General features: G+C 66.4%; 28 protein-coding genes. 15 read left to right on the top strand and 13 right to left on the bottom strand.

Annotated elements, in window-relative coordinates:
• Positions 1 to 10 precede the first annotated feature (10 nt).
• The 5 genes from ACFU4Z_RS30915 (at position 11) to ACFU4Z_RS30895 (ending at position 3343) form a co-directional block, all read left to right on the top strand.
• A complete protein-coding gene (locus tag ACFU4Z_RS30915) occupies positions 11 to 607 on the top strand; it encodes a hypothetical protein (protein WP_379070017.1) in 597 nt (198 codons plus the stop codon).
• A gap of 392 nt (positions 608 to 999) precedes the next feature.
• Positions 1000 to 1290, top strand: coding sequence for an ArsR/SmtB family transcription factor (locus ACFU4Z_RS30910; protein WP_379070014.1), 291 nt, complete (start codon positions 1000 to 1002; stop codon positions 1288 to 1290).
• A gap of 2 nt (positions 1291 to 1292) precedes the next feature.
• Positions 1293 to 1682: a VOC family protein gene (locus ACFU4Z_RS30905; protein WP_379070096.1), complete on the top strand. Its 390-nt coding sequence runs from the start codon at positions 1293 to 1295 to the stop codon at positions 1680 to 1682.
• A 136-nt stretch (positions 1683 to 1818) separates the two neighbouring features.
• Complete coding sequence (locus ACFU4Z_RS30900; protein ID WP_379070093.1) at positions 1819 to 2460, top strand: class I SAM-dependent methyltransferase; 642 nt, start codon at positions 1819 to 1821, stop codon at positions 2458 to 2460.
• 220 nt (positions 2461 to 2680) lie between these two features.
• Positions 2681 to 3343 (top strand): histone deacetylase, encoded by a 663-nt coding sequence (locus ACFU4Z_RS30895; RefSeq protein ID WP_379070011.1) that lies wholly within the window; start codon positions 2681 to 2683, stop codon positions 3341 to 3343.
• A gap of 96 nt (positions 3344 to 3439) precedes the next feature.
• Here the strand turns inward: ACFU4Z_RS30895 and ACFU4Z_RS30890 are convergent, their stop codons facing one another.
• The 9 genes from ACFU4Z_RS30890 to ACFU4Z_RS30850 form a co-directional block, all read right to left on the bottom strand.
• On the bottom strand, positions 3440 to 4390 hold the full coding sequence (locus ACFU4Z_RS30890; protein WP_379070008.1) for an alpha/beta hydrolase: 951 nt from the start codon (positions 4388 to 4390) through the stop codon (positions 3440 to 3442).
• A 531-nt stretch (positions 4391 to 4921) separates the two neighbouring features.
• Positions 4922 to 6067, bottom strand: a complete 1146-nt coding sequence (locus ACFU4Z_RS30885) for an acyl-CoA dehydrogenase family protein (protein ID WP_379070006.1) — start codon at positions 6065 to 6067, stop codon at positions 4922 to 4924.
• Between the two features lie 269 nt (positions 6068 to 6336).
• Positions 6337 to 7404 (bottom strand): alpha/beta hydrolase, encoded by a 1068-nt coding sequence (locus ACFU4Z_RS30880; protein ID WP_379070003.1) that lies wholly within the window; start codon positions 7402 to 7404, stop codon positions 6337 to 6339.
• Between the two features lie 59 nt (positions 7405 to 7463).
• The gene (locus ACFU4Z_RS30875; RefSeq protein ID WP_379070001.1) at positions 7464 to 8366 is read right to left on the bottom strand and encodes a lysophospholipid acyltransferase family protein; all 903 of its coding nucleotides are present in this window, start codon (positions 8364 to 8366) and stop codon (positions 7464 to 7466) included.
• 171 nt (positions 8367 to 8537) lie between these two features.
• Positions 8538 to 10049, bottom strand: coding sequence for a GTPase HflX (gene hflX, locus ACFU4Z_RS30870; RefSeq protein ID WP_379070090.1), 1512 nt, complete (start codon positions 10047 to 10049; stop codon positions 8538 to 8540).
• 202 nt (positions 10050 to 10251) lie between these two features.
• Entirely contained in the window at positions 10252 to 11133 is an 882-nt protein-coding gene (gene dapF, locus ACFU4Z_RS30865) for a diaminopimelate epimerase (RefSeq protein WP_379070088.1), read from the bottom strand.
• A 56-nt stretch (positions 11134 to 11189) separates the two neighbouring features.
• Positions 11190 to 12029, bottom strand: a complete 840-nt coding sequence (locus ACFU4Z_RS30860) for a TrmH family RNA methyltransferase (RefSeq protein WP_379069998.1) — start codon at positions 12027 to 12029, stop codon at positions 11190 to 11192.
• Positions 12026 to 12964 carry a tRNA (adenosine(37)-N6)-dimethylallyltransferase MiaA gene (gene miaA, locus ACFU4Z_RS30855; RefSeq protein ID WP_379069995.1) on the bottom strand — a complete coding sequence of 313 codons (939 nt, stop codon included), beginning with the start codon at positions 12962 to 12964 and terminating at the stop codon, positions 12026 to 12028. The genes ACFU4Z_RS30860 and miaA overlap by 4 nt, the downstream gene beginning before the upstream one ends.
• Positions 12961 to 13746, bottom strand: a complete 786-nt coding sequence (locus ACFU4Z_RS30850) for a hypothetical protein (protein WP_379069993.1) — start codon at positions 13744 to 13746, stop codon at positions 12961 to 12963. Before ACFU4Z_RS30850 ends, miaA begins: the two co-directional genes overlap by 4 nt.
• A 276-nt stretch (positions 13747 to 14022) precedes the next feature.
• Here ACFU4Z_RS30850 and ACFU4Z_RS30845 point away from each other — a divergent pair, with 276 nt between their 5' ends.
• Positions 14023 to 15405 (top strand): DUF349 domain-containing protein, encoded by a 1383-nt coding sequence (locus ACFU4Z_RS30845; protein ID WP_379069990.1) that lies wholly within the window; start codon positions 14023 to 14025, stop codon positions 15403 to 15405.
• A 60-nt stretch (positions 15406 to 15465) separates the two neighbouring features.
• Here the strand turns inward: ACFU4Z_RS30845 and ACFU4Z_RS30840 are convergent, their stop codons facing one another.
• The 3 genes from ACFU4Z_RS30840 to ACFU4Z_RS30830 all read right to left on the bottom strand — a co-directional run bounded on the left by ACFU4Z_RS30840 (position 15466) and on the right by ACFU4Z_RS30830 (position 18909).
• Positions 15466 to 16059: a hypothetical protein gene (locus tag ACFU4Z_RS30840; protein WP_379069987.1), complete on the bottom strand. Its 594-nt coding sequence runs from the start codon at positions 16057 to 16059 to the stop codon at positions 15466 to 15468.
• Positions 16060 to 16327: 268 nt separating this feature from the next.
• Entirely contained in the window at positions 16328 to 17863 is a 1536-nt protein-coding gene (gene miaB / locus ACFU4Z_RS30835) for a tRNA (N6-isopentenyl adenosine(37)-C2)-methylthiotransferase MiaB (RefSeq protein ID WP_379070085.1), read from the bottom strand.
• A 5-nt stretch (positions 17864 to 17868) separates the two neighbouring features.
• Positions 17869 to 18909, bottom strand: coding sequence for a GlxA family transcriptional regulator (locus ACFU4Z_RS30830; RefSeq protein ID WP_379069984.1), 1041 nt, complete (start codon positions 18907 to 18909; stop codon positions 17869 to 17871).
• A gap of 283 nt (positions 18910 to 19192) precedes the next feature.
• On the opposite strand from ACFU4Z_RS30830, the gene ACFU4Z_RS30825 reads away from it, so the two are divergent.
• The 9 genes from ACFU4Z_RS30825 to ACFU4Z_RS30785 all read left to right on the top strand — a co-directional run bounded on the left by ACFU4Z_RS30825 (position 19193) and on the right by ACFU4Z_RS30785 (position 24922).
• Complete coding sequence (locus tag ACFU4Z_RS30825; RefSeq protein ID WP_379070105.1) at positions 19193 to 19321, top strand: hypothetical protein; 129 nt, start codon at positions 19193 to 19195, stop codon at positions 19319 to 19321.
• Positions 19269 to 19661: a JmjC domain-containing protein gene (locus ACFU4Z_RS30820; RefSeq protein WP_379070082.1), complete on the top strand. Its 393-nt coding sequence runs from the start codon at positions 19269 to 19271 to the stop codon at positions 19659 to 19661. Before ACFU4Z_RS30825 ends, ACFU4Z_RS30820 begins: the two co-directional genes overlap by 53 nt.
• Entirely contained in the window at positions 19550 to 20272 is a 723-nt protein-coding gene (locus tag ACFU4Z_RS30815) for a JmjC domain-containing protein (protein WP_379070079.1), read from the top strand. The genes ACFU4Z_RS30820 and ACFU4Z_RS30815 overlap by 112 nt, the downstream gene beginning before the upstream one ends.
• A 237-nt stretch (positions 20273 to 20509) precedes the next feature.
• Positions 20510 to 21145 (top strand): HD domain-containing protein, encoded by a 636-nt coding sequence (locus ACFU4Z_RS30810; protein WP_379069981.1) that lies wholly within the window; start codon positions 20510 to 20512, stop codon positions 21143 to 21145.
• Positions 21146 to 21324: 179 nt separating this feature from the next.
• Positions 21325 to 22053 carry an amino acid ABC transporter ATP-binding protein gene (locus ACFU4Z_RS30805; protein ID WP_379070076.1) on the top strand — a complete coding sequence of 243 codons (729 nt, stop codon included), beginning with the start codon at positions 21325 to 21327 and terminating at the stop codon, positions 22051 to 22053.
• 47 nt (positions 22054 to 22100) lie between these two features.
• Positions 22101 to 22937, top strand: a complete 837-nt coding sequence (locus ACFU4Z_RS30800; protein ID WP_379069978.1) for a glutamate ABC transporter substrate-binding protein — start codon at positions 22101 to 22103, stop codon at positions 22935 to 22937.
• A gap of 89 nt (positions 22938 to 23026) precedes the next feature.
• On the top strand, positions 23027 to 23707 hold the full coding sequence (locus ACFU4Z_RS30795) for an amino acid ABC transporter permease (RefSeq protein WP_379069975.1): 681 nt from the start codon (positions 23027 to 23029) through the stop codon (positions 23705 to 23707).
• Positions 23704 to 24594, top strand: coding sequence for an amino acid ABC transporter permease (locus tag ACFU4Z_RS30790; protein ID WP_379069972.1), 891 nt, complete (start codon positions 23704 to 23706; stop codon positions 24592 to 24594). The genes ACFU4Z_RS30795 and ACFU4Z_RS30790 overlap by 4 nt, the downstream gene beginning before the upstream one ends.
• A 61-nt stretch (positions 24595 to 24655) precedes the next feature.
• Positions 24656 to 24922 (top strand): hypothetical protein, encoded by a 267-nt coding sequence (locus tag ACFU4Z_RS30785; protein ID WP_379069969.1) that lies wholly within the window; start codon positions 24656 to 24658, stop codon positions 24920 to 24922.
• Between the two features lie 228 nt (positions 24923 to 25150).
• On the opposite strand, the gene recX is transcribed toward ACFU4Z_RS30785, so the two are convergent.
• On the bottom strand, positions 25151 to 25741 hold the full coding sequence (gene recX / locus ACFU4Z_RS30780) for a recombination regulator RecX (RefSeq protein ID WP_379069966.1): 591 nt from the start codon (positions 25739 to 25741) through the stop codon (positions 25151 to 25153).
• Positions 25742 to 26106: the final 365 nt, after the last annotated feature.

The following is a 26106-nucleotide window of genomic DNA, read 5'->3' as shown; positions in this document are numbered from 1 at the left end:
CGGAGCAGCAATGACAGTCGACACCACCAAGACCGCCGACGCCGGGACTACCGAGGGGGTCGCGTCGAAAACCGATGCCACACCGCGGTCTATTTCGCTGCCGGTCACCACGGTGGCATGGGCGGCGGCCACCACAGCTTTGACGATCCTCGCCGTCACGCTCGCCGGTTTCCTCTTCGCGGCACGCGGCGACCTCGCCGACCATGACAGGGTGGCCGCCGACAACCGTCACGCCGAGCAGATTGCCACCGACTACGCTGTCGGCGCCGCCACCGTCAATTACGCCGAGTTCGCCTCCTGGGTCGGGCGGCTCAAGCAGAACACCACACCCGCCCTTGCCAACAAGTTCGATGCGACCGCACCGAAGTTGCAAGAGCTGCTCACCCCGTTGAAGTGGGCATCGACCGGCAGCCCGATCACAGCCAAGATCCTGTCCGAGCGCGACGGCGTCTACCGGGTGACAGTCTTCGTCAACGTCAGCTCTACGAACGCGCAGAACACGGCCGGGGCGCAGACCACCGTCACCTACAACGTCACCATCGACCGCGGCTCCGACTGGAAGATCACCGATGTCGGTGGCCTGGACGGCGCGCTCTCGGTCAAGTAGCACGACCCGCTGATTGTCCCCACGAATGCTCTCGGGCACAGTGCGGGTCCTGCCTGCTCGGCCAGGGCTTCCCTGCCGAAAGAATCATCGTCGCAGGCGATGCGGCTCGCACTCGCCCTCCCTCGTCGATGAGCGATGCCCATCTCCCGCAGCTTGATCAGGTTCCATCCGCGCCCCCGATAGTCGCGACGTCGTACTCCGGAAACTCGATTCCCCGGCATCGACCGGGGACTCGACAGGCACCGAGGAATTGCTCGCCATCGAAATCCTTTAGACGGGTACAGACTCAGACAGTGCCCCGGATCAGCCGACCGATGCACCAGTCCGGCGGCAGTGTGTGCGCAAATCGTGACGTTTGACATGCAAGTGGCTACTTGCCTACGCTGACGAGCGTGAGCACTGTTGCCGAGCCCGGCGACGTCTTCAAGGCGCTGGCCGACCCGACCCGCCGAGCAATCCTCGACGAACTGGCCGACCGCGACGGCCAGACACTGTTCGAGATCTGCAGCAGGCTCACCATGAAGCACCGGCTCTCCTCATCCCGGCAGGCCGTCTCACAGCACCTCGACGTGCTGGAATCCGCCGGCCTGATCAGCACCCGCCGGGATGGCCGATACAAGTTCCACCACCTGAATCGTGAGCCCCTGCGGCACCTCACGGACCGCTGGCTCCAGGAGGAATGATGATCCGAATCAATGTGACCAGCGTCTTCGTCGACGATCAAGCCAAGGCCCTGCGCTTCTACACCGACGTGCTCGGCTTCACGAAGAAGACCGACATCCCGCTCGGCGAGGCCCGCTGGCTGACTGTGGTGTCGCCACAGGATCCAGACGGCGTCGAGCTGCTACTCGAGCCCGACGGCCACCCCGCGGCGGGCCCGTTCAAGAAGGCTCTCGTCGAGGACGGCATCCCGTTCACCTCGTTCGCCGTCGACGACGTGCGCGCCGAATACGACCGGCTGCGCGCTCTCGGCGTCCGGTTCACACAGGAGCCATTGGACCACGGGCCCGTGATCGTCGCGGTTCTCGATGACACGTGCGGCAATCTCATCCAGATCGCACAGCAGACGAACTGAGCTCCACCCTCCCCCGAATTCCGAGATAGGGCCGGCGATGCCGAAGTCGAGCAGCGGCGGTAATCAGGGTTTTCAATGTGTCTCAGACAATCTAGTCTGGAGTTGACACTTCCTGAAGGGGAGATTGATGTCTGCCATGCAGCAAGCGCCTGCGCGGGCGTTCAACAGGTTGGTGACGCTGGGCTGGAACAGGGCGGCGCGCCTGTACAACACACCGATCCTGCAGCGGCTCGCCTACCGACCGCCGCAGGACGAGATCATTGCCCAGCTGGCGCTCAACCGCGCCCAGAGAATCGTCGATGTCGGTTGCGGCACCGGCATTTTGGCCGCGCGGATCGCTGCAGATCTGACGCCGGAGGCAGTCTATGGCTGCGATGTCTCGGCAGGAATGTTGCAGCAAGCGATATCTCGCTCGGACCGAGTCGAATGGCGCCGCCGCCGAGCCGAAGACCTCGGGTTCCCCGACGCCGCCGTCGATGCAGTGGTGTCCACACACGCCTTCCACTTCTTCGACCACCAGGCCGCCCTAGCCGAATTCCATCGAATTCTGGTACCCGGCGGCCTACTTGCGATCGTGCTGAACAACCCCAGCAGCCGATTCGCCCGAGCATTCCAGCCCACACCGATACAGGGCCTCGCCTACTTCCCACCGCCTAGCGAGATGCGCGCCCTGGTCGAAGCAGCTGGGTTCACCATCACCGAGCAGCGGCCGGTGCAACGGCATCCGATTCCGCCCACGCTCGTGCCGGACGTTGTGACGGTTGCGCGCCGCGACTGAACACCTGGGCGCTGGTGCTGGTATCAGTCGGTCCTACGCCACAACTGAGCCACCCGACCGCTCACGCCGGCATCCAACGCTCGCATTCACCGGTTGCGCGGTAGCCGACCGTGCGGGATACCGGCGATCTTCTCCGTCACCCCGCGCGCGGCGGCTGATCCGCCCCGCGACATCGCGTTGCTCCGCAATGGACCTGGCCACAGTGCCTATCGTCGAGGTGATGCCTCACAACGATTCTTTCCACACGGCAAGCCGATCCGGCGACGGGACGAGCCTGGTCTGGTACGCGGCCTACGGATCGAACATGCATCTGCCGCGGTTACGGTGCTACCTCGCGGGTGGCACCCCCGAAGGGGGCGCCCTGGTCCTCCCCGGCTGTCGCAACCCTGCCGACCCGGCACGTTCCGTCCCGGTCATGCTGCGCGGCCAGCTGTATTTCGCCACCGAATCACTGACCTGGACCGGCGGCCGAGCGTTCTACGACCCCGACGGCCCCGGCGCGATGGCCGTCCGCGCCCACCTGATCACCGCCGCCCAGTTCTCCGATATCGCCGCGCAGGAGATGTACCGCCAACCAGGCGCCGACCTGGACTTGACCGAAGCAATCACCACGGGTCGTAGCACACTCGGCCCCGGCCGCTACGAAACACTGGTCTGCGCAGGCACTCACGACGGCTACCCCCTCCTCACGTTGACCGCGCCTCGGCATTTCGCCGACCTCCCCGGCAATCCGCCTGCGGCCGCCTATCTCCTTCATCTAGCCGCCGGTCTGGCCGATTCGCACGCCTGGACCACCGAACAGATCGCCGCCTACCTGGTGATATGCCCAGGCGTAGACATCGGCTGGACGGCCGACGCGATCGCCGCCTTACTCACCCCATGAAAACCTGGGCCAGCGGAGAACCCGGGCAGCGCACAACGGGTCCGTTGACGCGGTGAGCTCATTCGATTGCGGGCTTTACTCGCCCTAGCAGATGTCTCACGAACCGAGTGCACGAGCCAAATGCGGCCAGGAATCATGCAGGTCTGTTTCGAACTGTCCCCAGGTGTGCGAGCCCTCCGGGCGATTGACATGCACCGCAGGCAGACCGAGCTCGGCGAGCCTGCCGGCGAAGGCCGCCGTGCACGAGCTGGCAATCGCCTCGATCGGTGGGAAGGGCAGCCCGCCTTCATCGATCGCGCCGGGAGTACCGGTAGCTGCTGAGAGGTAGATGGTCTTTCCCGCGAGAGCGCCCGCGTTGGCGAACGCGTCGTGCGCACGCCAGACCGCTTGACCGAACGCGCCCCACATGTTGACCGGATTGCCACCACCACGCCCCACCTGCGCGGTGATCATCGCCACCCCGAGCGGATCCGCGGCCCACGGACACCCGCTGTAGGCGGCCACGGCGCTGTACACCGTGGGCGCTTGGATCGCGAGATCGACCGCGGAGGCCGCGCTCATCGACACACCCGCTATGGCGTTGCGTCCGGTGCTGCCGAGTTTCCTGTCGAGAACCGCGGGCAGTTCCTGCGTCAGGTACGTCTGCCACCGGTTGCGGCCGACCGCAGGGTCGTCGGTGAGCCAGTCGGTGTACATGCTGTAGGCGCCCCCGACCGGCATCACCACATTGACATGCTTGCCGGCGAAGAACTCTCGGACATCCGTGTCGTCCCACCACGAGATCCCATCCACACCGCCCCCGAGCCCGGTGAGCAAATACAGAGTGGGGGCCGAGCCGCCCGCAGCCCGAATCACCCTGTTGCTCACCACACGATCCATCGATGGCGAGTAGACATCGGTCCTCGATACGGAGGCGTCCAGGGGAATATCATCGACCACATGCGCTCCGGCCGGGGCTGCCGCGGCAGGGGAAGCGGGCAGGCCGAGAACGGAGACCGCGGTGACCAGCGCACTGACAAGTAACACGAAATGCCTTGAAGCCCTCATGTTTCAGTTGTACCCGAGGTCTGCATTACATAACGCGGTGTGCCCGGAGCAGCCAGTGGTCAAGCGCCGGTAGCGACTACGGCGGCGGGGTTCGGTGGTCAGGGCAGCGAGCACCCATCCGCGCAGCGGCTGCCCTACCTGCCTCACAAGCGTGTCGCGTTCGTGCGCAATGCTTTCGAGAGACAACGGTCGATCGCCGCCGAGCGGCTACCCATACCTTCGAGCTGCCAGGGCGAGGTCGGCGGGCCCGCGACCAGCACGGGCGTCACGCCTGAAACCAGAGGGCGACCGCGCCGACTCACGTGCCCTCGATCGTCCGCCGGCAAAACACTGCGTATACCCGGTTCGCCGACGTAGCATCGCAGACCGATCCGTTCAGCATGACGATGCGAGGGAGAGAACGGTGATCGAAGCGGTAGTAGCAATGGTTGCGGCGAATTCGGTCGCCTCGCCCCTCGGCCTCATCCAAACATCCGGACTCCAGTCCACGGCTGACATCTGCCGCCGACTGGAGTCCGAAACCGCTTGTCGTCAGGACAGTTTCAGCGACCGTCCGATGATTTCCTTCATGATCTCGGTGGTCCCGCCGTAGATCGTCTGGACGCGAGCGTCCAGGTATGCCTTGGCGATCGGGTATTCCTTCATGTAGCCGTAGCCGCCGTGCAACTGGAGACAGCGGTCGATCAGGTCGACCTGTTCCTCGGTGCTCCACCACTTCGCCATGGCGGCGTCCTCGACGGAGAGCTTGCCCGCGTTGAGGTCCTCGATGAAGCGGTCTACGAGGACGCGGACGGCGGTGGTTTTGGTGGCCGATTCGGCCAGGACGAAGCGGGTGTTCTGGAGCGCGCCGATGGGCTTACCGAAGGCTTTGCGGTCGCGCACGTACTGGATGGTCATATCCAGGCAGGCTTCCATCGCGGCGGCTGCCATAACGGCGATGGAGAGGCGCTCCTGGGGCAGGTTCTGCATGAGGTGGATGAAGCCCATGCCTTCGGTGCCGAGGAGGTTTTTGCCGGGGACGCGGACGTCGGTGAAGCTCAGTTCGGCGGTGTCTTGGGCTTTGAGGCCGAGCTTGTCGAGGTTGGCGCCGCGTTCGAAGCCGGGCATGCCGCGTTCGACAACGAGGAGGCTGAAGCCCATGGCGCCCTTGTCGGGGTCGGTTTGGGCTACGACGATGACGATGTCGGAGTTGATGCCGTTGGTGATGAAGGTCTTGGCGCCGTTGAGGATCCAGTCGTCACCGTCACGGACCGCGCGGGTTTTGATGCCCTGGAGGTCGGAGCCGGTGCCGGGTTCGGTCATGGCGATGGCGGTGATGATTTCGCCGGAACAGAAGCCGGGGAGCCAGCGCTGTTTCTGCTCGTCGTTGGCCAGCTCCGAGAGGTAGGGCGCGATGACGTCGTTGTGGAGGGCGAAGCCGAGGCCGGAGTATTGGCCGCGGACGGATTCCTCGGCGACGATCGCGTTGTAGCGGAAGTCCTTGACGCCGCCGCCACCGTACTCCTCCGGCATGGCCATGCCGAGGAATCCCTGCTTACCTGCCTCGAGCCAGACGTTGCGGTCGACGATGCCTTGCTCTTCCCACTTCGCATGATTCGGCGCGACGTGCTGATCGAGAAACTTGCGGAACGACTCCCGGAACAGTTCATGTTCGGGTTCGAACAATGTGCGCTCCACACCAACCTCCTAGTGACCACAGCGGCCGGTCCACACCGACCCGTCGTTGCCACATACGGTACCCGGAAAGAGAATGACAGTTCACTTCGCATCCAAAATTCATCGCCTCACCTGGTCGAGCGGCGGTGGATTCCGCAGCAGATCGAGATTCCCGGCAAACGCCACGGCCCGGGAGGAAGGGCTCTACCGCCATCGAACCGACTCGGGCGGCCAAGCTCCGGCCAGGAGACCGCGAGCATGCGTCGCCGGAGATCCTGGCGGCCACCGGCTCAAGCAGGCAGACCCAGACCCTCGGCGAGGACCGGCCAGGAGGCGACCAGCGCCTGCTGCCAATAGCCCCAGGAGTGCGTGCCGGTCGGCTGGAAGTCGTAGATGGCGGGGATGCCGAGCTGGTTGAGGCGATTCTGCATGTTGCGGGAGCAGTAGTTGGCGGCAGCTTCGAGGCCGGCGCCGAGGGTCACCTGGTTCGCGAGGCCGCCGACTCCGGGTAGGGCGTAGGGACCGTTCAGGGTGTCCCACTGGCCGGGGAGGCCGGAGCCGTTGGAGATGAACAGGTTTGTGCCACGCAGTAGGTCGGCGTGGACGTAGGGGTCGTTGGCGGCCCACATCGGATCACCTTGCGGCCCATACATGTTCGCGGAGTCGCCGCCGCCTGCCGCGATGACGGTGTTGACGAAGTTCCAGCCGATCGGGTCGCTGATCTGAGCGCAACCGCTGTAGGCCGCGGCCGACTTGTAGAGACCGGGCTTGGCGATGGGGAGTTGCAGCACAGGGGTGCCCGCCATCGAAATGCCCGCGATCGCGTTGGTGCCGTTCGCGCCGAGAGCGGAGTCGATCAGGGGCGGCAATTCCTCGGTGAAGAAGGTCTGCCATTCGTTCACGCCGAGCACCGGGTCGGAGGCGCGCCAGTCGGCGTAGTAACTCCACGCGCCGCCGACCGGCTGGATGACGTTCACATCCTTGTCGGCGAAGAACTGCGATGCGGAAGATTTCAAGTCCCAGGTGGCCTCGTCCTCGCCGCCGCCCGCTCCCGAAAGCAGGTACAGCGTGGGACGCGCGACCGAGGCGTCGGCGGGGCGCTGCACCTTGACCTCGATGTTCTTGTCCATGGCGGCAGAGAACACCTGGAGGACGAGGTTGCGGTCGTCGGTGATGGTGAAGCTGTCGACGCGAGACCCGTCTGACGAACGGGGCGAGGCGAGCAGTGAACCGGAGGCGATGATCGGATCCGACGCTGCGACCACTGCGGTTGCGAGGCCACCTGACGCCGCAGGCACCCCCAGGAACATCACTACCGCACCCGCCGCTACCGCCGTTCGTCTTCGTGTCCAACGCATGGGACCACCGTAGCTGCCACTAACTGAGAATTTGCTGACAGCGCAGGTGGGCCCAGTTATCAACGGTTCAACAGGCCACGCAACCGACCGATGAGGGTTCGACCGGAGTCGCGCTCCCGCTCGGCGAAGAGGAACTTCAGCTCCTCCTCCAACTCTTTGCGCACGATATCGCGCAATTCCACTGCGGCAGTATGCTTGTCGACCGCGTCGCGCCACGGCGCAGGATCGATCGGTGCACCCGCCGAGAAGTAGAAGCGCTCCGGTCGGGGCAACACGGTCGGACCGATGCCACGGATAAGCGGCGGGGTCAGATCTTTGCTGAGCCCCAGTGCCTCGACCACCCAGCGCAGCGGGCGCAGCACAGGATGATCACCGTCCAAGACGATGTCGTAGGCGTCATCGACGCCGATCATCGCCACCGGCACGATCGGCGCGCCCGCTTCGATCGCCATGTGCGCGAATCCGGACCTGCCCTCCCATTTCAGGACGTACTTCTCGTTCTTGCGGCGCACCGCCTCGCGACCACCACCGGGGAACACGATGACGGCCTCGCCGCGGGCCAGCAGCGCAAGGCAGTTGCGGCGACTACCGCGAACGGCGCCGAAGTGGTGCAGCAGTTCGCGCACACCGGGGACCGAGATGAGGACGTTCTCGGCGAGGCCGCGAATGAGCCTGCCGCGGCGGCGCAGGATTTCCGGCAGCAGCAGCGGCGCGTCGATGCCGCCCATCAGGTTGTGGTTGCCGACCAGCAGCACCGGGCCGTCGGCGGGGATGTTCTCCAGGCCGTAATAGCGGGGGCTCGTCCAGGCGCGCAGGGGCGCGAGCAGGGTGTCGAGCACCCGAAGATCGGTGTCGGTCAGTGAAACCGTAAGCGGCGCACCGTCACTGAGCACGCTGGTGTGCGACGAGTCACCGGATGGCCGATTGCGGGATGTGGCCGAGCCGGAGTTGTCGTGCGACATGGAACCCTCCTGATGTCGATTCGACGACGATATCGTAACGAAATCGACTGTGTCGCATCGGTTGTGTACCCGGAATGCACAAAACCCGCCGACCGGTGGTCGGCGGGCCGTGCACGCTCGCACAACAGAACGGTGAGCGTTACGTCACACTCCGGTTCCGCATTGCGCCGATCAGTCCTGCACTGGGGCGCTCGTCTCCGAATGTCCATTGGTCTCGGTATATCGGTTGGTTTCGGGAGCACCGGAAACCTCCGTGGCAGACCCGGCGTGGGCGTACTCCGACAACGCCGCGGCCAGTGCATGCGGTACCCGTGCCCGCACCCGGGTGCCACCCTCTTCATGGACGGATGCGGTGATCCGGCCGTCCGCGTGAATACGGGCGAGCAGATCACCACGGGTGTAGGGCAGCAGCACGCTGATCTCGACATCGAGTCCGCCGAGGACCTCGGCCAGCCGCTCGCGCAGCGCCGCGATGCCCGCGCCGGTGTGGGCCGACACGTAGGCCGCGTCGGGCAGGACCCCACGCAACCGGGTCAGCTCCACCGGATCTGCCGCGTCGACCTTGTTGACCACCAGCAGCTCCGGCGGCGCCGCCGAGCCGGACTCCTTGATCACGTCGGTGATCACCTCGCGGACGGCCTTGATCTGTTCGGCGGGCAGCGAGTCGGAGCCGTCGACGACATGCAGCAGCAGGTCGGCGCCGGTGACCTCTTCGAGGGTGGAGCGGAATGCCTCGACCAGCTGGGTCGGCAGGTGGCGCACGAAACCGACGGTGTCGGTGAAGACGACCTCGCGGCCGTCGTCCAGGTCGGCGCGCCGGGTGGTCGGATCGAGGGTGGCGAACAGCGCGTCCTGGACAAGCAGGCCCGCACCGGTCAGCGCGTTCATGAGGCTGGATTTGCCCGCGTTGGTATAGCCGACGATCGCGACCGACGGGATGCCACTGGAATTGCGGCGGGCCCGCTTGGTGTCGCGCGCGGTCTTCATTTCACGAATCTCGCGGCGCAGCTTGGCCATTCGCTCGCGAATACGGCGGCGATCGGTTTCGATCTTGGTCTCACCGGGACCACGCAGACCCACACCGCCGTTACTGCCCGCCCGGCCACCGGCCTGCCTGGACATGGACTCACCCCAGCCGCGCAGGCGCGGCAGCATGTATTCCATCTGGGCGAGGGCGACTTGCGCCTTGCCCTCGCTGGAGGTCGCGTGCTGGGCGAAGATGTCCAGGATGAGCGCGGTCCGGTCGATCACCTTGACCTTGACGACCTTCTCCAGCGCGGTCAGCTGCGCGGGAGTGAGCTCACCATCGCAGATCACCGTGTCCGCGCCGGTCTCCAAGACGACAGCGCGCAGTTCGTCGGCCTTGCCGGAACCGATGTAGGTGGCCGGGTCCGGCTTGTCCCTGCGCTGGATCAGACCTTCGAGCACCTCGGAACCCGCGGTCTCGGCGAGCGCGGCCAGTTCGGCCATGCTCGCCTCGGCCTGCACGGTGCTGCCCGAAGTCCAGACGCCGACCAGCACGACCCGCTCCAGGCGCAGCTGCCGGTACTCGACCTCGGTGATGTCGGTGAGCTCGGTGGACAGACCCGCGACACGACGCAGCGAGCTGCGGTCCTGCAGCTGCATCTCGCCGACTGTCGGATCCGCGGACTTGGATTCCCTGGTCCAGCCCGAACGCGACATGCGTGCCTTGTGCTCGGCTACTACGTCACCGGTGTCGGCGGCCTCGTCGAAGCTCGCCTCATCGGCGGCCGTGGTGAAATCGTCATCGTCGGCTGCCGGAGTGAATTCATACGTCTCTTGTTTCGTCATACAAGACCCATGGTCCCACGATCGACCGACATAGCGCATCCGAGTATCGCGACGCCGCGCCGGGCCGGAATTCTCAGAGCGCCTGCCACCAGCCTGCGGCGATGCGGCCGGAGGCGACCAGCGCCGACGGGCCGCGCAGCTGGGCGGAACCGCCGCGCAGGGTGACGGTGACCTCGCCACCGAGGATCCGGACCCGGACTTCGCCGCTGTCGGTGGCGATCGTGAATCCGGAGTCGACCAGTGCCGCTGCGGCGGCGGCGACGGTTCCTGTTCCACAGGAACGGGTTTCGCCGACACCGCGCTCGTAGACGCGCATGTCGACGGAGTTGTCGGCATCCAGCGCGGTGACGATCTCGACGTTGACGCCGTGCGGGAACAGGTCGGGGTCGTAGCCGGGTGAGGCGCTCAGATCGAGCTTGGCCAGCGCGTCGACCGACAGGCCTGGGTCGACACAGGCCAGGTGCGGATTGCCGACGTCGATCCCGATTCCGGAGAACGCCCATCCCGTGATGGTGGCCGTCGAGGAACCCAATTCGCGGACCACACCCATATCGACGGTGACATCGCCGTTGACCGAGTCGGCGGCGTGCACGGTGGCCGGGCGGGCCCCGGCTCGGCTGCCGACCACGAACTGCGCACGCGATTCGAGGCCACTCGCGGCCAGATAATGCGCGAAAACCCGGACGCCGTTGCCGCACATTTCCGCGATCGAGCCGTCGGCATTGCGGTAGTCCATGAACCAGTCGGTGGCGTCGATGCCGTCGGGGATCCGGTCGAGCACACCGCGCTCGCGCAGCGCGCCTGCTCGCGCCACACGCAGCACCCCGTCGGCGCCGAGGCCGCGCCGGCGGTCGCACAGCGCGGCGACCCGCTCCGGGGTCAGCTCCAGCCGAACCTCCGGGTCGGGCAGCACCACGAAATCGTTCTGGGTGCCGTGCCCTTTCGAAAATTCGATGTCCGCCACGTTCCCATTCTCCCTGTTCGGTGTGCTCCCGGCTGATCGCGCGCGAGTCATCTGACAAACGTCCTGCGCTGGCGGGAAATTTCGTACAGCGTGGCCGCCGCGGCCGACGGCGCCCCGAGCGAGCTGGCGGTGCCGCCCATCGGGATGTAGACCATGTTGTCGCAGGCATCCTGCCAGGCCGCGCTCATGCCGCTGGTCTCGTTGCCGATCACCAGGATGGTCGCCTCGGCGAAGTCGTGGTCGAACACCGCGCTCGCGCCGTCTTCGTCGGTGCCGACGATGCGGGTGGGGATACCGCGTCGCACCTGCCGGTCCCGGAATTCGAGCACCTGCGCGGCGCCGGCAGCCCGGTAGACCGGCATGGCGAACAGCGAGCCGGTGGAGGCGCGGACGGCCTGCGGGTCGTATTGGTCGGCGCCGTGGCCGGTGACGATCACACCGCTCGCGCCGAAGGCGTCCGCCGAGCGGATCAGGGTACCGAGGTTGCCCGGCGAGTTGGGGCGGTCGAAGACCACAACCACCGGTGGTGCGGCGTCACCGGGCTCACCAGGTTCGAACGTGTCCAGCTCGGGCTGCCGCGATACCGCGACGGCCACCAATTCCGGTATGCCGGTTGCCTTTTCGCCGAGCTCGGCCATCAGCTCCGGCACCAGACCCACCTGCGGCACACCGCTGGTATCAAGGAGTTCACGCGCCCAGCTCGACAGCTCGGGCGCGCCGAGCCGGTAGAGCATCGTCTCGAGTGGCCAGTCGTTGGCGATCGCCTGGGTGATCGGGCGCACGCCCTGCACGAGAAAACGGCTGTCACGGTGGCGTTTGGTGCGATTGTTCAGGTATGCCTGCCAGACCTGGACCGAGGCATTGCGGGTACTCACACGTCGTGTCACTGCGGAGTCCGTTCTGTGTTGTCGAGAGGTTGCGCGGGCAGCAGAGACAGCGCGGTGGCGGCCAGCTCGGGGTCGGCGCCGTTCACCCAGTGCACCCGGGGATCCCGCCGAAACCACGAGCGCTGGCGCCGGACGTAACGCCGGGTGCCGATCAGGGTGCGTTCCTGCGCGTGGTTCAGGTCGTATTCGTTGTCCAGGTAGGACAAGACTTGCGCATAGCCGATCGCCCGGCGCGCCGTGACGCCGTCGCGCAGGCCGGCATCGATGAGGCCGCGCACCTCCTCGACCAGTCCGGACTCGAACATCAGCGCGGTGCGCCGCTCGATGCGCGAATCCAGTTCGGCGGTATCACGATCCACGCCGATGATCACGGTGCCCCAGCGCGGTTCGCCGATGGCGGGCGCCGAGGCCGCGAACGGGCGGCCGGTGAGTTCGACGACCTCGAGCGCGCGCACCATCCGCCTGCCATCGGTGGGCAGGATGGTCGCCGCGGCGGCGGGATCGGCCGCCCGCAGCGCCTCGTGCACCGCGACGAGGCCCTCGTCGGCGAGTAGGGTCTCCCAGCGGGCCCTGACCACGGGATCGGTGGCGGGAAACTCCCAATCATCCAGCAGCGCTTGCACATACATCATCGAACCGCCGACGATGACCGGGGTGTGTCCCCGCGCGATGATCGCGGTGACGTCCGCGATCGCGGCGGCCTGGTAGGCGGCCACGGTTGCGGTCTCGGTCACGTCGAGAACGTCGAGCTGGTGGTGCGGGATGCCGCGACGCTCGCCTGGGGCGAGTTTGGCGGTGCCCACATCCATGCCGCGATAGAGCTGCATCGCGTCGATGTTGACGATTTCGCCGCCGAGTCGCTCGGCGAGGTCGAGTCCGAGATCCGATTTGCCGGTCGCGGTGGGGCCGACCACGGCGATCGGGGTGATCGTCACGGCGTATCACCCCGACCGCGCACCGGGCGCCACACACTCACCTGGTAGCCGACGCCGAAAGGAGCGTCCTGGTAGAGCGTCTCGACCTCCGGATCGCTCGAATCGGCGGCGAACAGCCCGGCCAGCACCTGGTAGGCCGCCCGCCCCGACATCGTCAGCTCGGCGCACAATGCCGGATCCAGGGCGAGCAGCCCGGCCCGATCGCCCGCGGCCAACGCGCGATCGAGATCGTCCTGGACAGCGGTGGCGCGGGTATCCAGATAGCCGGGTGCGGCCGTGGACAGTGTTGCCGCACCATCAGCGATCACCAGCACGCCCAGTTGTTCGGGTGCGCTGTCGAGCACCGTTCGCAGCTCGGCGCCGATTTCGGCGCAGCGGGCCGTCGAGGTATCCGCGGCAACGATCCGGGCCGAGGCCTCCGCGGCGGGTGCGACCTGTCCCCGTAACCATCCAGCGATCAGGACAGGCAGCGGCAGCTGTGGGTCAGGCATATCGTCAGCAGACCTTGTCGAGAGGGCTGGATTCGACAGTGCGACCCGGGTGTCGACTCCGAATCCACGGAATGTGCCGAGTGTGCCGGGCGCGAGCTGCTCGTCGGCGGCGCCTGCCCCGATCACCAGCCAGTGCCGCGCGACCGCCAAAGCGCCTGCGGCCTCCAGTGCCGCCGCACGCAGCAGCGCGGGCGCACCGACGGGATCCGCCCCGGTCACGCGCGCGACACCGCCGCAGAGCTCGGGCACGAGGATCGGCGGCGACGGGACCAGGGCCGCAATGGAGAACACGACGTAACCGTAGTCGTTCGCAATACCGGTGCCGCGCACCGCGGGTACCGCTCCCTGACCGACCCCACGGCCGGTCGGGTTCGAGTGTCTCTGCCGCAAACTTGGCCGAGATTGATAGTGTTCGAGGTGCTACAACCCAGGTCATCACGGGTTGCATTCCCTGGGAATCATCCGCGTGAGGACGTCGATCGATAGTGTGCAGGGCTCGAACCGGGTTCAATGGGATGAGCTAGGGCGTAACCAGGCAGCCGTGACGCGCGGCAGGGACGAGGAGCAATGACGGACAGCAACGGAACCGCGAAGGCCACCCCCGGCACGACACCGCGCCCCTCGGACGTCCCGAAGCCCGGCGCCCCCAAACCGGGCGCCGCGCAGGCTCATCCCAAGCCGCACGCCATCAAGCCGGCTCCCGGCGAACACCCCCATCCTGTGGTCGTCCCGACTGCCAGCGATCCCAGCGTCTGGGGCCGCGTCGACGAGGACGGCACCGCCTGGGTGAAGACCGCCGACGGCGAACGCATCGTCGGCTCCTGGCAGGCCGGTGACGCCGCCGAAGGCCTTGCGCATTTCGGCCGCCGATTCGACGACCTGGCCACCGAAGTGGCATTGCTCGAGGCGCGACTGGCCGCGGGCGCGGACGCTCGCAAGACCAAAGCGGCGGCGATCACCATCGCCGAGTCGCTGGCCACCGCAGCGGTCATCGGCGATATCGACAGCCTGTCTCGCCGGCTCGCCGCGATCGCCGAGCACTCCGAAGAGGCGGCGGCACACGCCAAGGAGGAGAAGGAAAAGGCCAGGCACGAGCACACCGAGCGCAAGGAAGCGCTGTGCGCCGAGGCCGAGAAGATCGCTACCGAGTCCACCCAGTGGAAGGCCGCGGGCGATCGGCTGCGCGAAATCCTCGACGAGTGGAAGTCCATTCGCGGGGTGGACCGCAAGGTCGACGACGCGCTGTGGAAGCGCTACTCCAAGGCCCGTGAGGCGTTCAACCGCCGCCGCGGCGCGCACTTCGCGGAGCTCGATCGGGAACGTTCGGCCGCGAAGACGCGCAAAGAAGAACTGTGCGTGAGCGCCGAGGAACTGTCGGGCTCTACCGACTGGGTGGGCACCGCGGGCGTGTTCCGTGACCTGCTCTCCGAGTGGAAGGCCGCGGGCCGCGCGCCGCGCGAGGCCGACGAGGCGCTGTGGCGGCGGTTCAAGAGCGCCCAGGATGTGTTCTTCGCCGCGCGCAATGCCGCCGTCAACGAACGCGACGCCGAGTTCGAACACAATGCCACCGCCAAGGAAGAGCTGCTGAGCGCGTACGAGCACATCGATCCGGCCAACGGCCTCGATACCGCACGGAACGCGCTACGCGAACTCCAGGACAAGTGGGACGCGCTCGGCAAGGTCCCGCGGGAGCGGATCCAGGAATTGGAAGGCAAACTGCGCGCCATCGAGAAGCGTGTCCGCGACGCGGTCGACGCACAGTGGCGCCGCACCGATCCGGAGGCGATGGCCAGGGCGGCTCAATTCCGTGAGCGGGTAGCACAATTCGAGGAGCAGGCGGCCAAGGCGACCGCGGCGGGCAACAAGCGTGACGCCGAGAAGGCCATGGAACAGGCCAAGCAGTGGCGTGAATGGGCCGAGGCGGCAGAGGGCGCTGTCAGCAACCTCTGACACCGGGGGCTGTCGGGATCAGACCGATTTCATGAACGGTCACCCGGCAGGCCGGATGGGTTACTCCCCCATCAAGCGGCGGCGGTCGCGCTCTTCCGCAGCGGCCGAGGCGATGCGGCGCTGCTCTTCGGCGGCCAATTGCAGTGCGGTGCGGCTCCATACGACCCGCACCCAGTGGAAGGTCAGCACGATAGCGGCGAGTGCTCCGAGAATCAGGCCGATGCCCGGGCCCGCGCCGTAGTAGTTGGCGCCGCCGGGGCCGCCGACGCCGGGGGTCTGGCGGTGCCAGATGGCGAAAACGCCGAAGGCGCCGGCGATGGCGGATCCGGCGACCGCGATCCACGCCAGTGCCCAGCGGCGGGTCATCAGGGCGAGCAACGAGAAACCGATGCCGAAGACGACGACGAACCAGACGAAGATCCGGGACGGCAGGCCGATGTGCTCGAAGCTCGCTGCACTGGTGCCGAGCAAGACGTCGAAGCCGCGTGCGGTGCCCGCATGCGGCAGCACCAGCGACACCAGCAGAACGAACACCGCGCCCGCGACCACCATGGCGCGAACGCCGGGATCGATCTCACCGGCGACGCGGCGCTCGACGGCATCGAGGTCGTCGCGGAACTGCTCGAAGTCTTTGCTGCTCTCGACCGAATTCACTGAGCCCTCGTTCCGTTCGGCGTCATCATGGTCGGCACTGCCGGGGTCCACTGTGCCATCGGTGCGTCCAACACCGGCAGCCGACCCACTACGCGAGGTAGTATTTGCCGCCGAATCCGAGGCCTCCTGGTTCGATTCGCCTTCGGCCGGAGCCGGATTCGCACCGTCCGCGCCGCGGCCGGACGCGGGATCCGCTCCCCCGCGGCCACGCGTCGCGTCGCTTCGCTCGTCCGGTCCGCCGCTCATACCGTCGCCTCGCCGTGCACGCTCATGCGCCACAGCCTGTCGAGCAGCCTGCGGCGGCCGGTTCCGGGGCCGGGGCGCCGATGCGAGGTAGGCCGAGGCCGACTCCGATCGGTTCGGTCTTCGGCATGATGCCGCGCTCGTGCGCGTCGCCCGCGCGGGTGCGGCGATGGGTGCGCACCGGTCCGTCGGCGATCAGGTAGTGGGGAGCCGCGCCGGTGATGTCGACGGTGACGATGTCGCCCGGCCGAATCGTGTCGGCACTGCCCGATTCTGCGACCGGCGGGCGGAAGTGCACCAGCCTGCCGTCGCGGGCACGGCCGCTCATGCGTGCGGTGGCCGCGTTCTTCTTGCCCGCGCCCTCGGCGACCAGCAGCTCCACTTCGGTGCCGATGAGCTCCCGGTTCGCGTCCAGGCAGACTTCCTCCTGCAGCGCGATGAGCCGTTCGTAGCGCTCCTGGACCACCTCTTTGGGCAGTTGATCGGGCATATCGGCGGCGGGCGTACCGGGACGCTTGGAGTACTGGAAGGTGTAGGCGCTGGTGAAGCGGGCCTGGCGCACCACGTCCAGGGTCTCCTGGAAATCTTCCTCGGTTTCGCCCGGGAAGCCGACGATGATGTCGGTGGTGATCGCCGCGTGCGGCATTGCCGCACGAACCTTTTCGATAATGCCGAGGTAACGCGTCTTGCGGTAGGAGCGGCGCATCGCCTTGAGCACTCGGTCCGAGCCGGATTGCAGCGGCATGTGCAGCTGCGGGCAGATATTGGGCGTCTCCGCCATCGCCTCGATCACGTCGTCGGTGAATTCGGCCGGGTGCGGGGAGGTGAAACGCACGCGCTCGAGTCCTTCGATCCGTCCGGCCGCGCGCAGCAGCTTGGCGAATGCGCCGCGATCACGCTGTTCCTCGGGATCGGCGAAGGAAGCTCCGTAGGCGTTCACGTTCTGCCCGAGCAGCGTCACCTCGAGCACGCCCTGGTCGACCAGCGCCTGCACCTCGGCCAGCACATCACCCGGGCGGCGGTCGACTTCTTTGCCGCGCAGCGACGGCACGATGCAAAAGGTGCAGGTGTTGTTGCAGCCCACCGAGATCGACACCCAGCCCGCGTACGCGGACTCCCGCTTGGCGGGCAGCGTCGAGGGGAACGCCTCGAGCGATTCGAGGATTTCCACCTGCGCCTCATGGTTGTGTCTGGCCCGCTCCAGCAGCACCGGCAATGAGCCGATGTTGTGGGTGCCGAACACCACGTCGACCCAGGGCGCCTTGCGCACCACGGTGTCACGATCCTTCTGCGCAAGGCAGCCGCCTACCGCGATCTGCATGCCTGGCCGTTCGGCTTTGATCGGAGCCAGGTGGCCGAGGGTGCCGTAGAGCTTGTTGTCGGCGTTCTCGCGCACCGCGCAGGTATTGAAAACCACCAGGTCGGCCGTCGCCCCCGGCGCGGCATGCACGTATCCCGCGTCCTCCAGCAGACCGGACAAACGCTCGGAATCGTGCACGTTCATCTGGCAGCCGAAGGTGCGCACCTCGTAACTGCGAACCGCTCCCTCTACCTGGCCCATCGAATTCACCTATCCAGGGTAAGGCCGCCGGTATCCGCGCCGTTGCGCGCCTCGGTATCCGGTGGGCCTGCGGCGTCGGTCCCGGCTGTGCCGTTGGCTGTGGTGCGGAAGCGCGCGCGGTATGCCGAGGGGGTGATGCCGAGGCGACGACCGAATGCGCGCCGCAGCGATTCGTCGCTGCCGAAGCCGGTGCGCAAGGCCGTGTCCGTCACTGTTGCGCCCTCGGCGAGCAGGGCTTGTGCCGCCTCGACGCGTACGGACTCGACGTACGCGGCGGGGGTTGCGCCGAGTTGGTCATGGAACAGGCGGGTCAGGTGGCGGATGCTCAGGCCCGCGCGTGCGGCGAGAGCTGGTGCGGAATGGTCGGCCGCGGCGTCGGCGGCGATGGTGTCGACGACCGCGCGGAGCGGATCACGGCGGACCGGCGGGGTGCGCAGCGCGGCAGAGAATTGCGACTGTCCGCCGGGACGCTGCATGAAGACCACCAGGTCACGAGCGACCTCGCGGGCCAGGGCCGCACCGGTGTCCTCCTCAACCATCGCCAGGGCGAGGTCGATGCCCGCGGTCACGCCCGCGGAGGTGAGCACATGCCCGTCACGGACGTGGATGGCATCCGGCTCGACGCGGACGGCGCGATAGCGGTGAGCCAGCGTGGCGGCGTGTCGCCAATGGGTGGTCGCGCGGCGGCCATCCAGCATGCCCGCTTCTGCCAGGGCGAACGCGCCGGTGCAGACCGAGGCCACCCGGCGCACTCGTGGAGCGAGCGCGGCGAGATCGGTCAGCAGTGTCGCGGGAATGCGGTCGCGCGGGAGATCCGCGGAACCGGGGACCACAACGGTGTCGATCGGGACGTGCTCGACACGGCCGTCGACAGCGAGTCGACCGGTCGCGGTGGTCACGTCCGCGCCGTCGGTAGAGCACACCGACCAGCGATACCGGGCCCCCAAGTCGCGGGCGGTTGCAAACACTTCCAGCGGTCCGGTGATGTCGAGTTGCCGCACTCCGTTGTAGGCCAGAAACACGACGTGACGAACCTTGCGAGACATGCCACAAGCCTATTCGCGTGTTAGGGCTGAATCCGAGGGATACCTGTCCATGCGGACATACCCCGGGTCTTCAGCCACGACAAGACTCCATGACGAGAACACCGACGCGGGTCCCAATGACCCGCACCGCCGATATCGTCCGCCCGACAGCCGCTGACCGCCACGCAACCGAACTCGTTCGCTATGCCACCGACGCCGCTGCTCGAACACTCCTATTGGCAAGTTCACCGCAACCATCCACTGAGGGCCTCGGGGTCGAGATAGGCCCGCACTGCACAGGCACATGATCAAGGTCATCAGCGACGGTCGTGGTGTCGGCTTCGATCGCATCGAACGCCGTGCAGCCGTGGCCGACCACGATGCGGTCGAAGCAGTGCTTGCCCTGCATCATGGGGTGCCACGATTCTTCTGACCGCCCTCGAGCGCGCATTCCCGCGCATACAAGACGCGCATTCCCGCGCATACAAGATCTGTGCCGTTGCCTTGGACGGCAGATATCCGCACGATTTCAGGTCAACGCATATCTGACACCGCGGTCCTCACAAGGCTTTGCCACGCACTGTGACACCCATGACGTCTTCGTGCTCCAGATCGCGGGAACCAAGCGTTGGAGCGTATTCGATGCCGAGGTGGCACTCCCCTGCGGCAATCGACCAGGCCCCTGGATGTATCCGGAGAGCCACTCTTCGAGCAGGAACTGCGTCCCGGCGATTTGCTGTATATCCCCCGTGGTTTTCCGCATCACGCAGTGAGCAGCGACGCCACCTCGCTGCATTTGACGGTCGGAGCGCACCCGCCCACCTGGGCCACGCTTATCCAGGCCGCGGTCGAAGACCGCATCGACCAGGACGTCCGGTTCCGGGCATCCCTCCCCTTGGGATTCGCCACGAACGACGCGCTACGGAAAGAAGCGGCCACGGCATTTCGAGATCTCCTCGACGAGTCGACCCACGGAATCGATGTCTCCGCCCTCGTCGACAACGCGGCAAGCTCGATGCGGCTCGCTCAGCTTCCCGTGCTCTCCGGTCGACTGATCGATATCGAGTCCGAGGCCCGAATCGACGAGACCACACAGGTAAAGCGGCGAGCCGAGATCGAGTACGAGATGACCATCGGCGCGGAACGAATTCAGCTGAGCTTCGGCGGAAAGATCATCTCCCTCCCGTCCTCCGCTGCGATCGAACTGCGCCATCTCCTCGAAGCCGGAGAGTGCGCGGCAAATCAGCTACCCGGCCATATCGACAAACAAGGGCGTGTGGTGCTCATCCGACGCCTCGTCCGCGAAGGGCTGCTCACCGTATGCCGGCCGGCCGATCCCGGGCAGGGAACGGTTACGCCACCACGCGAGGGCTCGTACCGCTGACCACGAGCAGTCGGACATCGCAGGGCAACGTGTTTCCTCGACACGGCTGACGCCGGACAGGTTCAACGCGACTGGGTCAGGACGGCGACCGAGCGAGTGCCGGCCCCCTGGCCGGTGTGCCCGCTCCGATCGGGCAGACATGGCCGAATCCGAGGGATAACTGTCCATACGGACATGGCCACCGTCTTCGGTCGCAACAAGACTCGATGACGAGAACAACCGACACGAGGAGTCGCCATGACCCGCATCGCCGATATCGTCATCCCCGACAGCCGCCTGGCCGCCGCAGCAACCGAACTGGTTCGCGACGCGACCGACGATCTGCTGTTCGACCATTCCCGCCGCGTCTACCTGTTCGGCGCCTGGCAGGGCGCCCGTCGCGGCCTCGAGTTCGATCCCGAGCTGCTCTACGTCGGAGCGATGTTCCACGACCTCGGACTGACCGACGAATACCGCACCGCCGACCGCAGGTTCGAAATCGACGGCGCCGAGCAGGCCGCGGCGTTCCTGCGCGCACACGGTATTCCGGAGGAGTCGGTGCGGCTGGTATGGGATGCCATCGCGTTGCACACCACACCGGAGATTCCGTACTGGATGCGGCCGGAGATCGCGTTGGTCACCGCGGGTGTCGAACTCGATGTCCTCGGGATCGGCTACCTCGATCTGCCCGCCGGCATTCGTGACTCCATAGTCGCCGCGCACCCGCGCCCCGACTTCAAGAAGCGAATTCTCGCCGCATTCACGCACGGCATCGAGGATCGGCCACAGACGACCTTCGGCAATGTCAAAGCCGACGTACTCGCCCGGTTCGTGCCCGGCTTCGAACGGACCGATTTCGTCGAGGTGATCGAGGGCTCCAGCTGGCCAGAGTAGGGCCGATCGGCAGGTTACAGACACGTGTCGATTCGGCGTGGCGCGGCGGTGTGTCGCGGAAACTCGGGCAAATTCGTATTTTCCGCTTAAGGTCTTGATGCATGACCGACGCCGCTGCCGCGCCCGATACGACCGGGGCCGCCACGACCGGGGATGAGAGCGCCGCAACCAGTGCGCCGATGATCTCGATGCGCAATGTGGACAAACACTTCGGTGAGCTCCATGTGCTGCGGGATGTCAACCTCGAAGTTCCCAAGGGACAGGTCGTCATTGTTCTCGGCCCCTCGGGGTCCGGGAAATCGACGCTGTGCCGCACCATCAACCGGCTGGAGCCGATCGACTCCGGCGATATCGCCATCGACGGTGTACCGCTGCCTGCCGAGGGCCGCGCGCTCGCCGCATTGCGCGCCGATGTCGGGATGGTGTTCCAATCCTTCAATCTGTTCGCACACAAGACCATCGTCGAGAACGTGATGCTCGCGCCGCTCAAGGTCCGCAAAGTCGCCAAGAACGATGCACGCGCCCGGGCGATGGAACTGCTCGAACGTGTGGGCATCGCCAACCAGGCCGATAAGTACCCGGCGCAGTTGTCGGGTGGCCAGCAGCAGCGCGTCGCCATCGCGCGCGCCCTGGCAATGAGCCCTAAGGTGATGCTGTTCGACGAGCCGACCTCCGCACTGGACCCGGAAATGGTCCAGGAGGTGCTCGATGTGATGGTGTCGCTGGCAAAAGAAGGGATGACCATGCTGGTGGTCACCCACGAAATGGGATTTGCTCGTCGCGCCGGGAACAGGGTGCTGTTCATGGCCGACGGACAGGTGGTCGAGGATGCCGAGCCGGAGGCATTCTTCACCGCACCGAAATCGGAGCGCGCGAAGGATTTCCTCGGGAAAATATTGAGCCACTGACCATCTGAAATCACGGCCATCGAAAACCATATGAGGGAAGGAACTCGATGAGGATCAATCGTGCGTTTCGAATCGGTGTCGGGGCGATCGCCCTGGCGCTGACCGCCGCGACCGCAGCCGCTTGTGGCGGAGGCGACAGCAAGACCGCCCTGGACAACGCCAAGGATGGCAAACTCACCATCGGCATCAAGTTCGACCAGCCTGGCCTCGGCCTGCGCAACAAGGACGGCTCCTATAGCGGGTTCGATGTCGAGGTCGCCAAATATGTGGCGGGCAAGCTCGGCGTCAAGCCCGAGGGCATCACGTTCAAGGAGTCTCCGTCCGCACAGCGCGAGACGCTCATCGAGAACGGGCAGGTCGACTACATCGTCGCAACCTACTCGATCAGCGATAAGCGCAAGGAGAAGGTCGATTTCGCGGGTCCGTACTACGTCGCGGGCCAGTCGCTGCTGGTGCGCGCGGACAACACCGACATCACCGGTCCGGACAGCTTGAAGGGCAAAAAGGTCTGCTCGGTCAAGGGCTCCACTCCGGCGGGCAACATCGAGAAGAACTTCCCTGACACCCAGCTGCAGACCAACGACACCTACTCGCTGTGCCTCGAAGGGCTCAAGGGCGGGTCCTGGGACGCGGTGACCACCGATGACATCATCCTGGCCGGCTACGCCGCCCAGAGTGCCGGCTCCTTCAAGGTGGTCGGCAAGCCGTTCACCACAGAGAATTACGGCATCGGTCTGAAGAAGGGCGACAAGGAACTCCGCGACAAGGTCAACGACGCGATCGAGGCGATGATCGCCGACGGCTCGTGGAAGAAGGCGTTCGACCAGACGGTCGGTGCGTCCGGATACCAGGCGCCGACACCGCCGACGGTCAACCGGTACTGAGTTTCTCGCGCGGATGGCCCGGGCCTGCCGGACCGGGCCATCTGTTGTTCCCCTGTTGAATCCACACCGATCGGAGGGACGCGTCCGCCGTGTTCGACCTGATCTCGAGGTACGACGACCAAATCCTCGAAGCCTTCTGGGTAACCATCCAGTTGACCGTGGTGTCGGGTCTGGCTGCGCTGGTTCTCGGCACCATCGTCGCCGGGCTTCGTGTATCCCCCGTACCTGTTGCCCGCGCGGTCGGTACCGCCTACGTCACCATCTTCCGCAACACCCCGCTGACCTTGATCATCGTGTTCTGCTCCTTGGGCCTGTACACGACCATGGGCTGGCGACTCGCCCCCGAAGGCCCGAACTCGGTGGCGCAGAACAACTTCCGATTCGCGATTGTCGGACTCAGCATCTACACCGCGGCCTTCGTCTGTGAATCGCTGCGCTCGGGCATCAATACGGTGCCGCTCGGGCAGTCCGAGGCGGGTCGCTCGCTGGGCTTCAGCTTCACGCAGAATCTGCGACTCGTGGTGCTCCCGCAGGCATTTCGCGCGGTCATCGCTCCGCTCGGCAGCGTGCTCATCGCGCTGACCAAGAACTCCACGATCGCCTCGGCGATCGGCGTGGCGGAGGCCGCCCACCTGATGGCGGGCATGGTCGAGTCCGAGGCCGTGCCGTTGGCCATCGGTGCGATCTTCGCGCTCGGCTTCGTAATCCTGACCCTGCCGACGGGCCTGCTGTTCGGCTGGCTCGCCAAACGATACGAGGTTGCCCGATGAGCGCCGGTGCTTCGGTCCTGTTCGACGCGCCGGGCACCCGGGCGCGTATTCGCTACAACATCTACTCGGTGCTGGTCGTTGTCGGCGTCGGCGCTGTGCTCTGGTATCTGTACAGCGGCTTCGCCGACAAGGGGCAGTTCACCGCGGAGAAGTGGAAGCCCTTCCTGGAGAAGGACGTCTGGACCACCTACCTGCTGCCCGGCCTGAAGGGCACCCTTGTCGCGGCCCTGATGTCGATCGTGTTCGCGCTGGTGATCGGCATGATCTTCGGCATACTGCGGCTGTCGGAGCATCGGGTGGTGCGATGGGTCGCGGGCGCGGTCGTCGAAATCTCCAGGGCCATCCCGGTACTGATCCTGATGATCTTCCTGTTCTCGGTCTTCTCCGACTACAAGCTGTTCAAGGTGGACCAGCTCGCACTGGCCGCCGTGGTCACCGCGCTGACGATCTACAACGGCTCGGTCATCGCGGAGATCGTGCGGGCCGGTATCAAGTCGCTGCCGCGGGGCCAGACCGAGGCCGCGGTGGCGTTGGGTCTGCGCAAGGGTCAGCTGATGCGGCTGGTGCTGTTGCCGCAGGCGATCACCGCCATGCTGCCCGCGTTGATCTCCCAGATGGTTGTCGCGTTGAAGGACTCGGCGCTGGGTTACCAGATCACCTACGTCGAAATCGTGCGTTCGGGGCAGCAACTCGGTGCCGCCGAACAGAATACGATTCCCTCACTGATGGTCATCGCGATCATCATGATCGCACTCAACAGCGCACTGACGCTCGTGGCGACCAAGGTGGAGAAGCGACTGCGCGGCCGTAAGACCAAGGGCGGCGCCGTACTGGCCGCCGACTCGATCCTCACCGACGCCGCTCCGGGCGTGGACATCACGAAATAGCCGCTGAACCCGTGGTGCGCTCGATGCGGTAATCCGCTCGAGCGCACCACCGTTCGCAGCGATGGTCATCGAACCGATCAGGGCACCCACCGCAAACCTCGTCGGTGTCGTCGAGCACGGATATGTCGACGACGAATCGACCGCACCTCATGAGGTGAATCTGGTGTTCGCCGCTGAGGTGGACGGTGTCCCCGTTAGCCAGGAAGATCACCCCGAATTCTCCTGGCGGCCGATAAACCAGCTGTCGACGACTGACTTGCGACCGAGCGCGTTGAAGGGCGTCCTCGCCAGCGGCACACAGTCGTTCTGGCACAGTTGGCACAGCTGATTATGGCCATGGCCCGATCCGAAGCGAGGTCACCAGCCTCAATCGGTGAACCACCGAATCCAGTGGCGGCATTGCGGCGTCGGACCGGTAGGTGCCGATCAGCGCCGTGACCGTCATTGTGCCGCCGCGAATCCCGTCGAGCGGGCCGCGCGGCATCCACGGGCCGAGGACGCTTCGCCGAGGTCGCTGCGCAGGGCCGCCGAGAGGGGTACGGAGCAGTTGCTGGCGCTAATCGATCGAGTCGGGGAGGTCTTCGATGTCGGCGGCTGTGCCGTGGCCTGCCAGTTCGGCTTTCACCACCTGGTAGGCGGTGGACTGGTTGTATCCGCGGCGGGCGAGCATACCGACGAGGCGGCGAATTGCTTTGTCGCGGTCGAGGTCCGCCGGCATCGAGCGGAGTTTGCGGCGAACAAGTTCGACGGCGCGGGATTCCTCGTCGTCCGAGGTGATGGCGTCCAAGGCGGGGGCCGAGTCGGACGGCGCGACGCCCTTGCGGCGGAGTTCTCGAGCGAGGGCCTGTTTGCCTTTACCGGAGAAGGTGTGGCGGGCGTGGACCCACTCTTCGGCGAAGGCGGCGTCGTTGATGAGGCCGACCTCGGCGAGACGGTCGAGGGCGGCCTCGGTCACCTCGGGTGTGAATCCCTTGGCGGCCAGGCGTTGTGCGAGTTCGGCACGGCTGCGGGCGCGGACGGCGAGCAGGCGCAGACTTGCGTCCTTTGCCTGCTCGACCGTCCCGCCCGGCAGGGTTGGTTCCGACGAGGGCCGGTGCGCACCGGCCCGTTTCGGCTCCGATCGACCCCGCTCGGATCCGGCCGCCACCGGATCCGCCTCCCATCGGCTTCCCGAACCATCAGAATCGCCCGATGAGGTGGCTTTCGCCCGCCTGCGCTTGGATGTGGACCCAGTCGAGCGCGCCCGCTGCGGTTCGAGCGCGCTCGACCAGCTTCCTCCTCTGTCCGGATCGGCCGAACCACCTTCAGCCGACCGGAATCGCCCGAATCCGGACTCGTACGGTCGCGATCCAGTGTTGACCGGATCAGCGGAACGGCCGGAAGCGGACAGGAGTTCGTGTAGCCGACGCCGCGTTTCGTTCACCGGGTCGGGGGGGGGGGGGGGGGGGGGGGGGGGGCGGGCGCGGGGGGGGGTGGGGGGGGCGGGGGGCGGCTGGGGAAGAGAGGGGACGC

Source organism: Nocardia sp. NPDC057440 (assembly GCF_042802915.1).
In the GTDB taxonomy this organism is placed as follows: Bacteria; Actinomycetota; Actinomycetes; order Mycobacteriales; family Mycobacteriaceae; genus Nocardia.
This window is presented reverse-complemented; position numbering and strand designations above follow the sequence as displayed.

Excerpts from the sequence above, each read along its gene's own strand:
- ACFU4Z_RS30915 (WP_379070017.1), top strand. The coding sequence starts at position 11 with ATGACAGTCGACACCACCAAGACCGCCGACGCCGGGACTACCGAGGGG.
- ACFU4Z_RS30900 (WP_379070093.1), top strand. The coding sequence starts at position 1,819 with ATGCAGCAAGCGCCTGCGCGGGCGTTCAACAGGTTGGTGACGCTGGGC.
- ACFU4Z_RS30895 (WP_379070011.1), top strand. The coding sequence starts at position 2,681 with ATGCCTCACAACGATTCTTTCCACACGGCAAGCCGATCCGGCGACGGG.
- ACFU4Z_RS30890 (WP_379070008.1), bottom strand. The coding sequence starts at position 4,390 with ATGAGGGCTTCAAGGCATTTCGTGTTACTTGTCAGTGCGCTGGTCACC.
- ACFU4Z_RS30880 (WP_379070003.1), bottom strand. The coding sequence starts at position 7,404 with ATGCGTTGGACACGAAGACGAACGGCGGTAGCGGCGGGTGCGGTAGTG.
- ACFU4Z_RS30875 (WP_379070001.1), bottom strand. The coding sequence starts at position 8,366 with ATGTCGCACGACAACTCCGGCTCGGCCACATCCCGCAATCGGCCATCC.
- hflX (WP_379070090.1), bottom strand. The coding sequence starts at position 10,049 with ATGTCGCGTTCGGGCTGGACCAGGGAATCCAAGTCCGCGGATCCGACA.
- ACFU4Z_RS30845 (WP_379069990.1), top strand. The coding sequence starts at position 14,023 with ATGACGGACAGCAACGGAACCGCGAAGGCCACCCCCGGCACGACACCG.
- miaB (WP_379070085.1), bottom strand. The coding sequence starts at position 17,863 with ATGGGCCAGGTAGAGGGAGCGGTTCGCAGTTACGAGGTGCGCACCTTC.
- ACFU4Z_RS30830 (WP_379069984.1), bottom strand. The coding sequence starts at position 18,909 with ATGTCTCGCAAGGTTCGTCACGTCGTGTTTCTGGCCTACAACGGAGTG.
- ACFU4Z_RS30825 (WP_379070105.1), top strand. The coding sequence starts at position 19,193 with ATGATCAAGGTCATCAGCGACGGTCGTGGTGTCGGCTTCGATCGCATC.
- ACFU4Z_RS30820 (WP_379070082.1), top strand. The coding sequence starts at position 19,269 with ATGCGGTCGAAGCAGTGCTTGCCCTGCATCATGGGGTGCCACGATTCT.
- ACFU4Z_RS30810 (WP_379069981.1), top strand. The coding sequence starts at position 20,510 with ATGACCCGCATCGCCGATATCGTCATCCCCGACAGCCGCCTGGCCGCC.
- ACFU4Z_RS30805 (WP_379070076.1), top strand. The coding sequence starts at position 21,325 with ATGATCTCGATGCGCAATGTGGACAAACACTTCGGTGAGCTCCATGTG.
- ACFU4Z_RS30800 (WP_379069978.1), top strand. The coding sequence starts at position 22,101 with ATGAGGATCAATCGTGCGTTTCGAATCGGTGTCGGGGCGATCGCCCTG.
- ACFU4Z_RS30790 (WP_379069972.1), top strand. The coding sequence starts at position 23,704 with ATGAGCGCCGGTGCTTCGGTCCTGTTCGACGCGCCGGGCACCCGGGCG.
- ACFU4Z_RS30785 (WP_379069969.1), top strand. The coding sequence starts at position 24,656 with ATGGTCATCGAACCGATCAGGGCACCCACCGCAAACCTCGTCGGTGTC.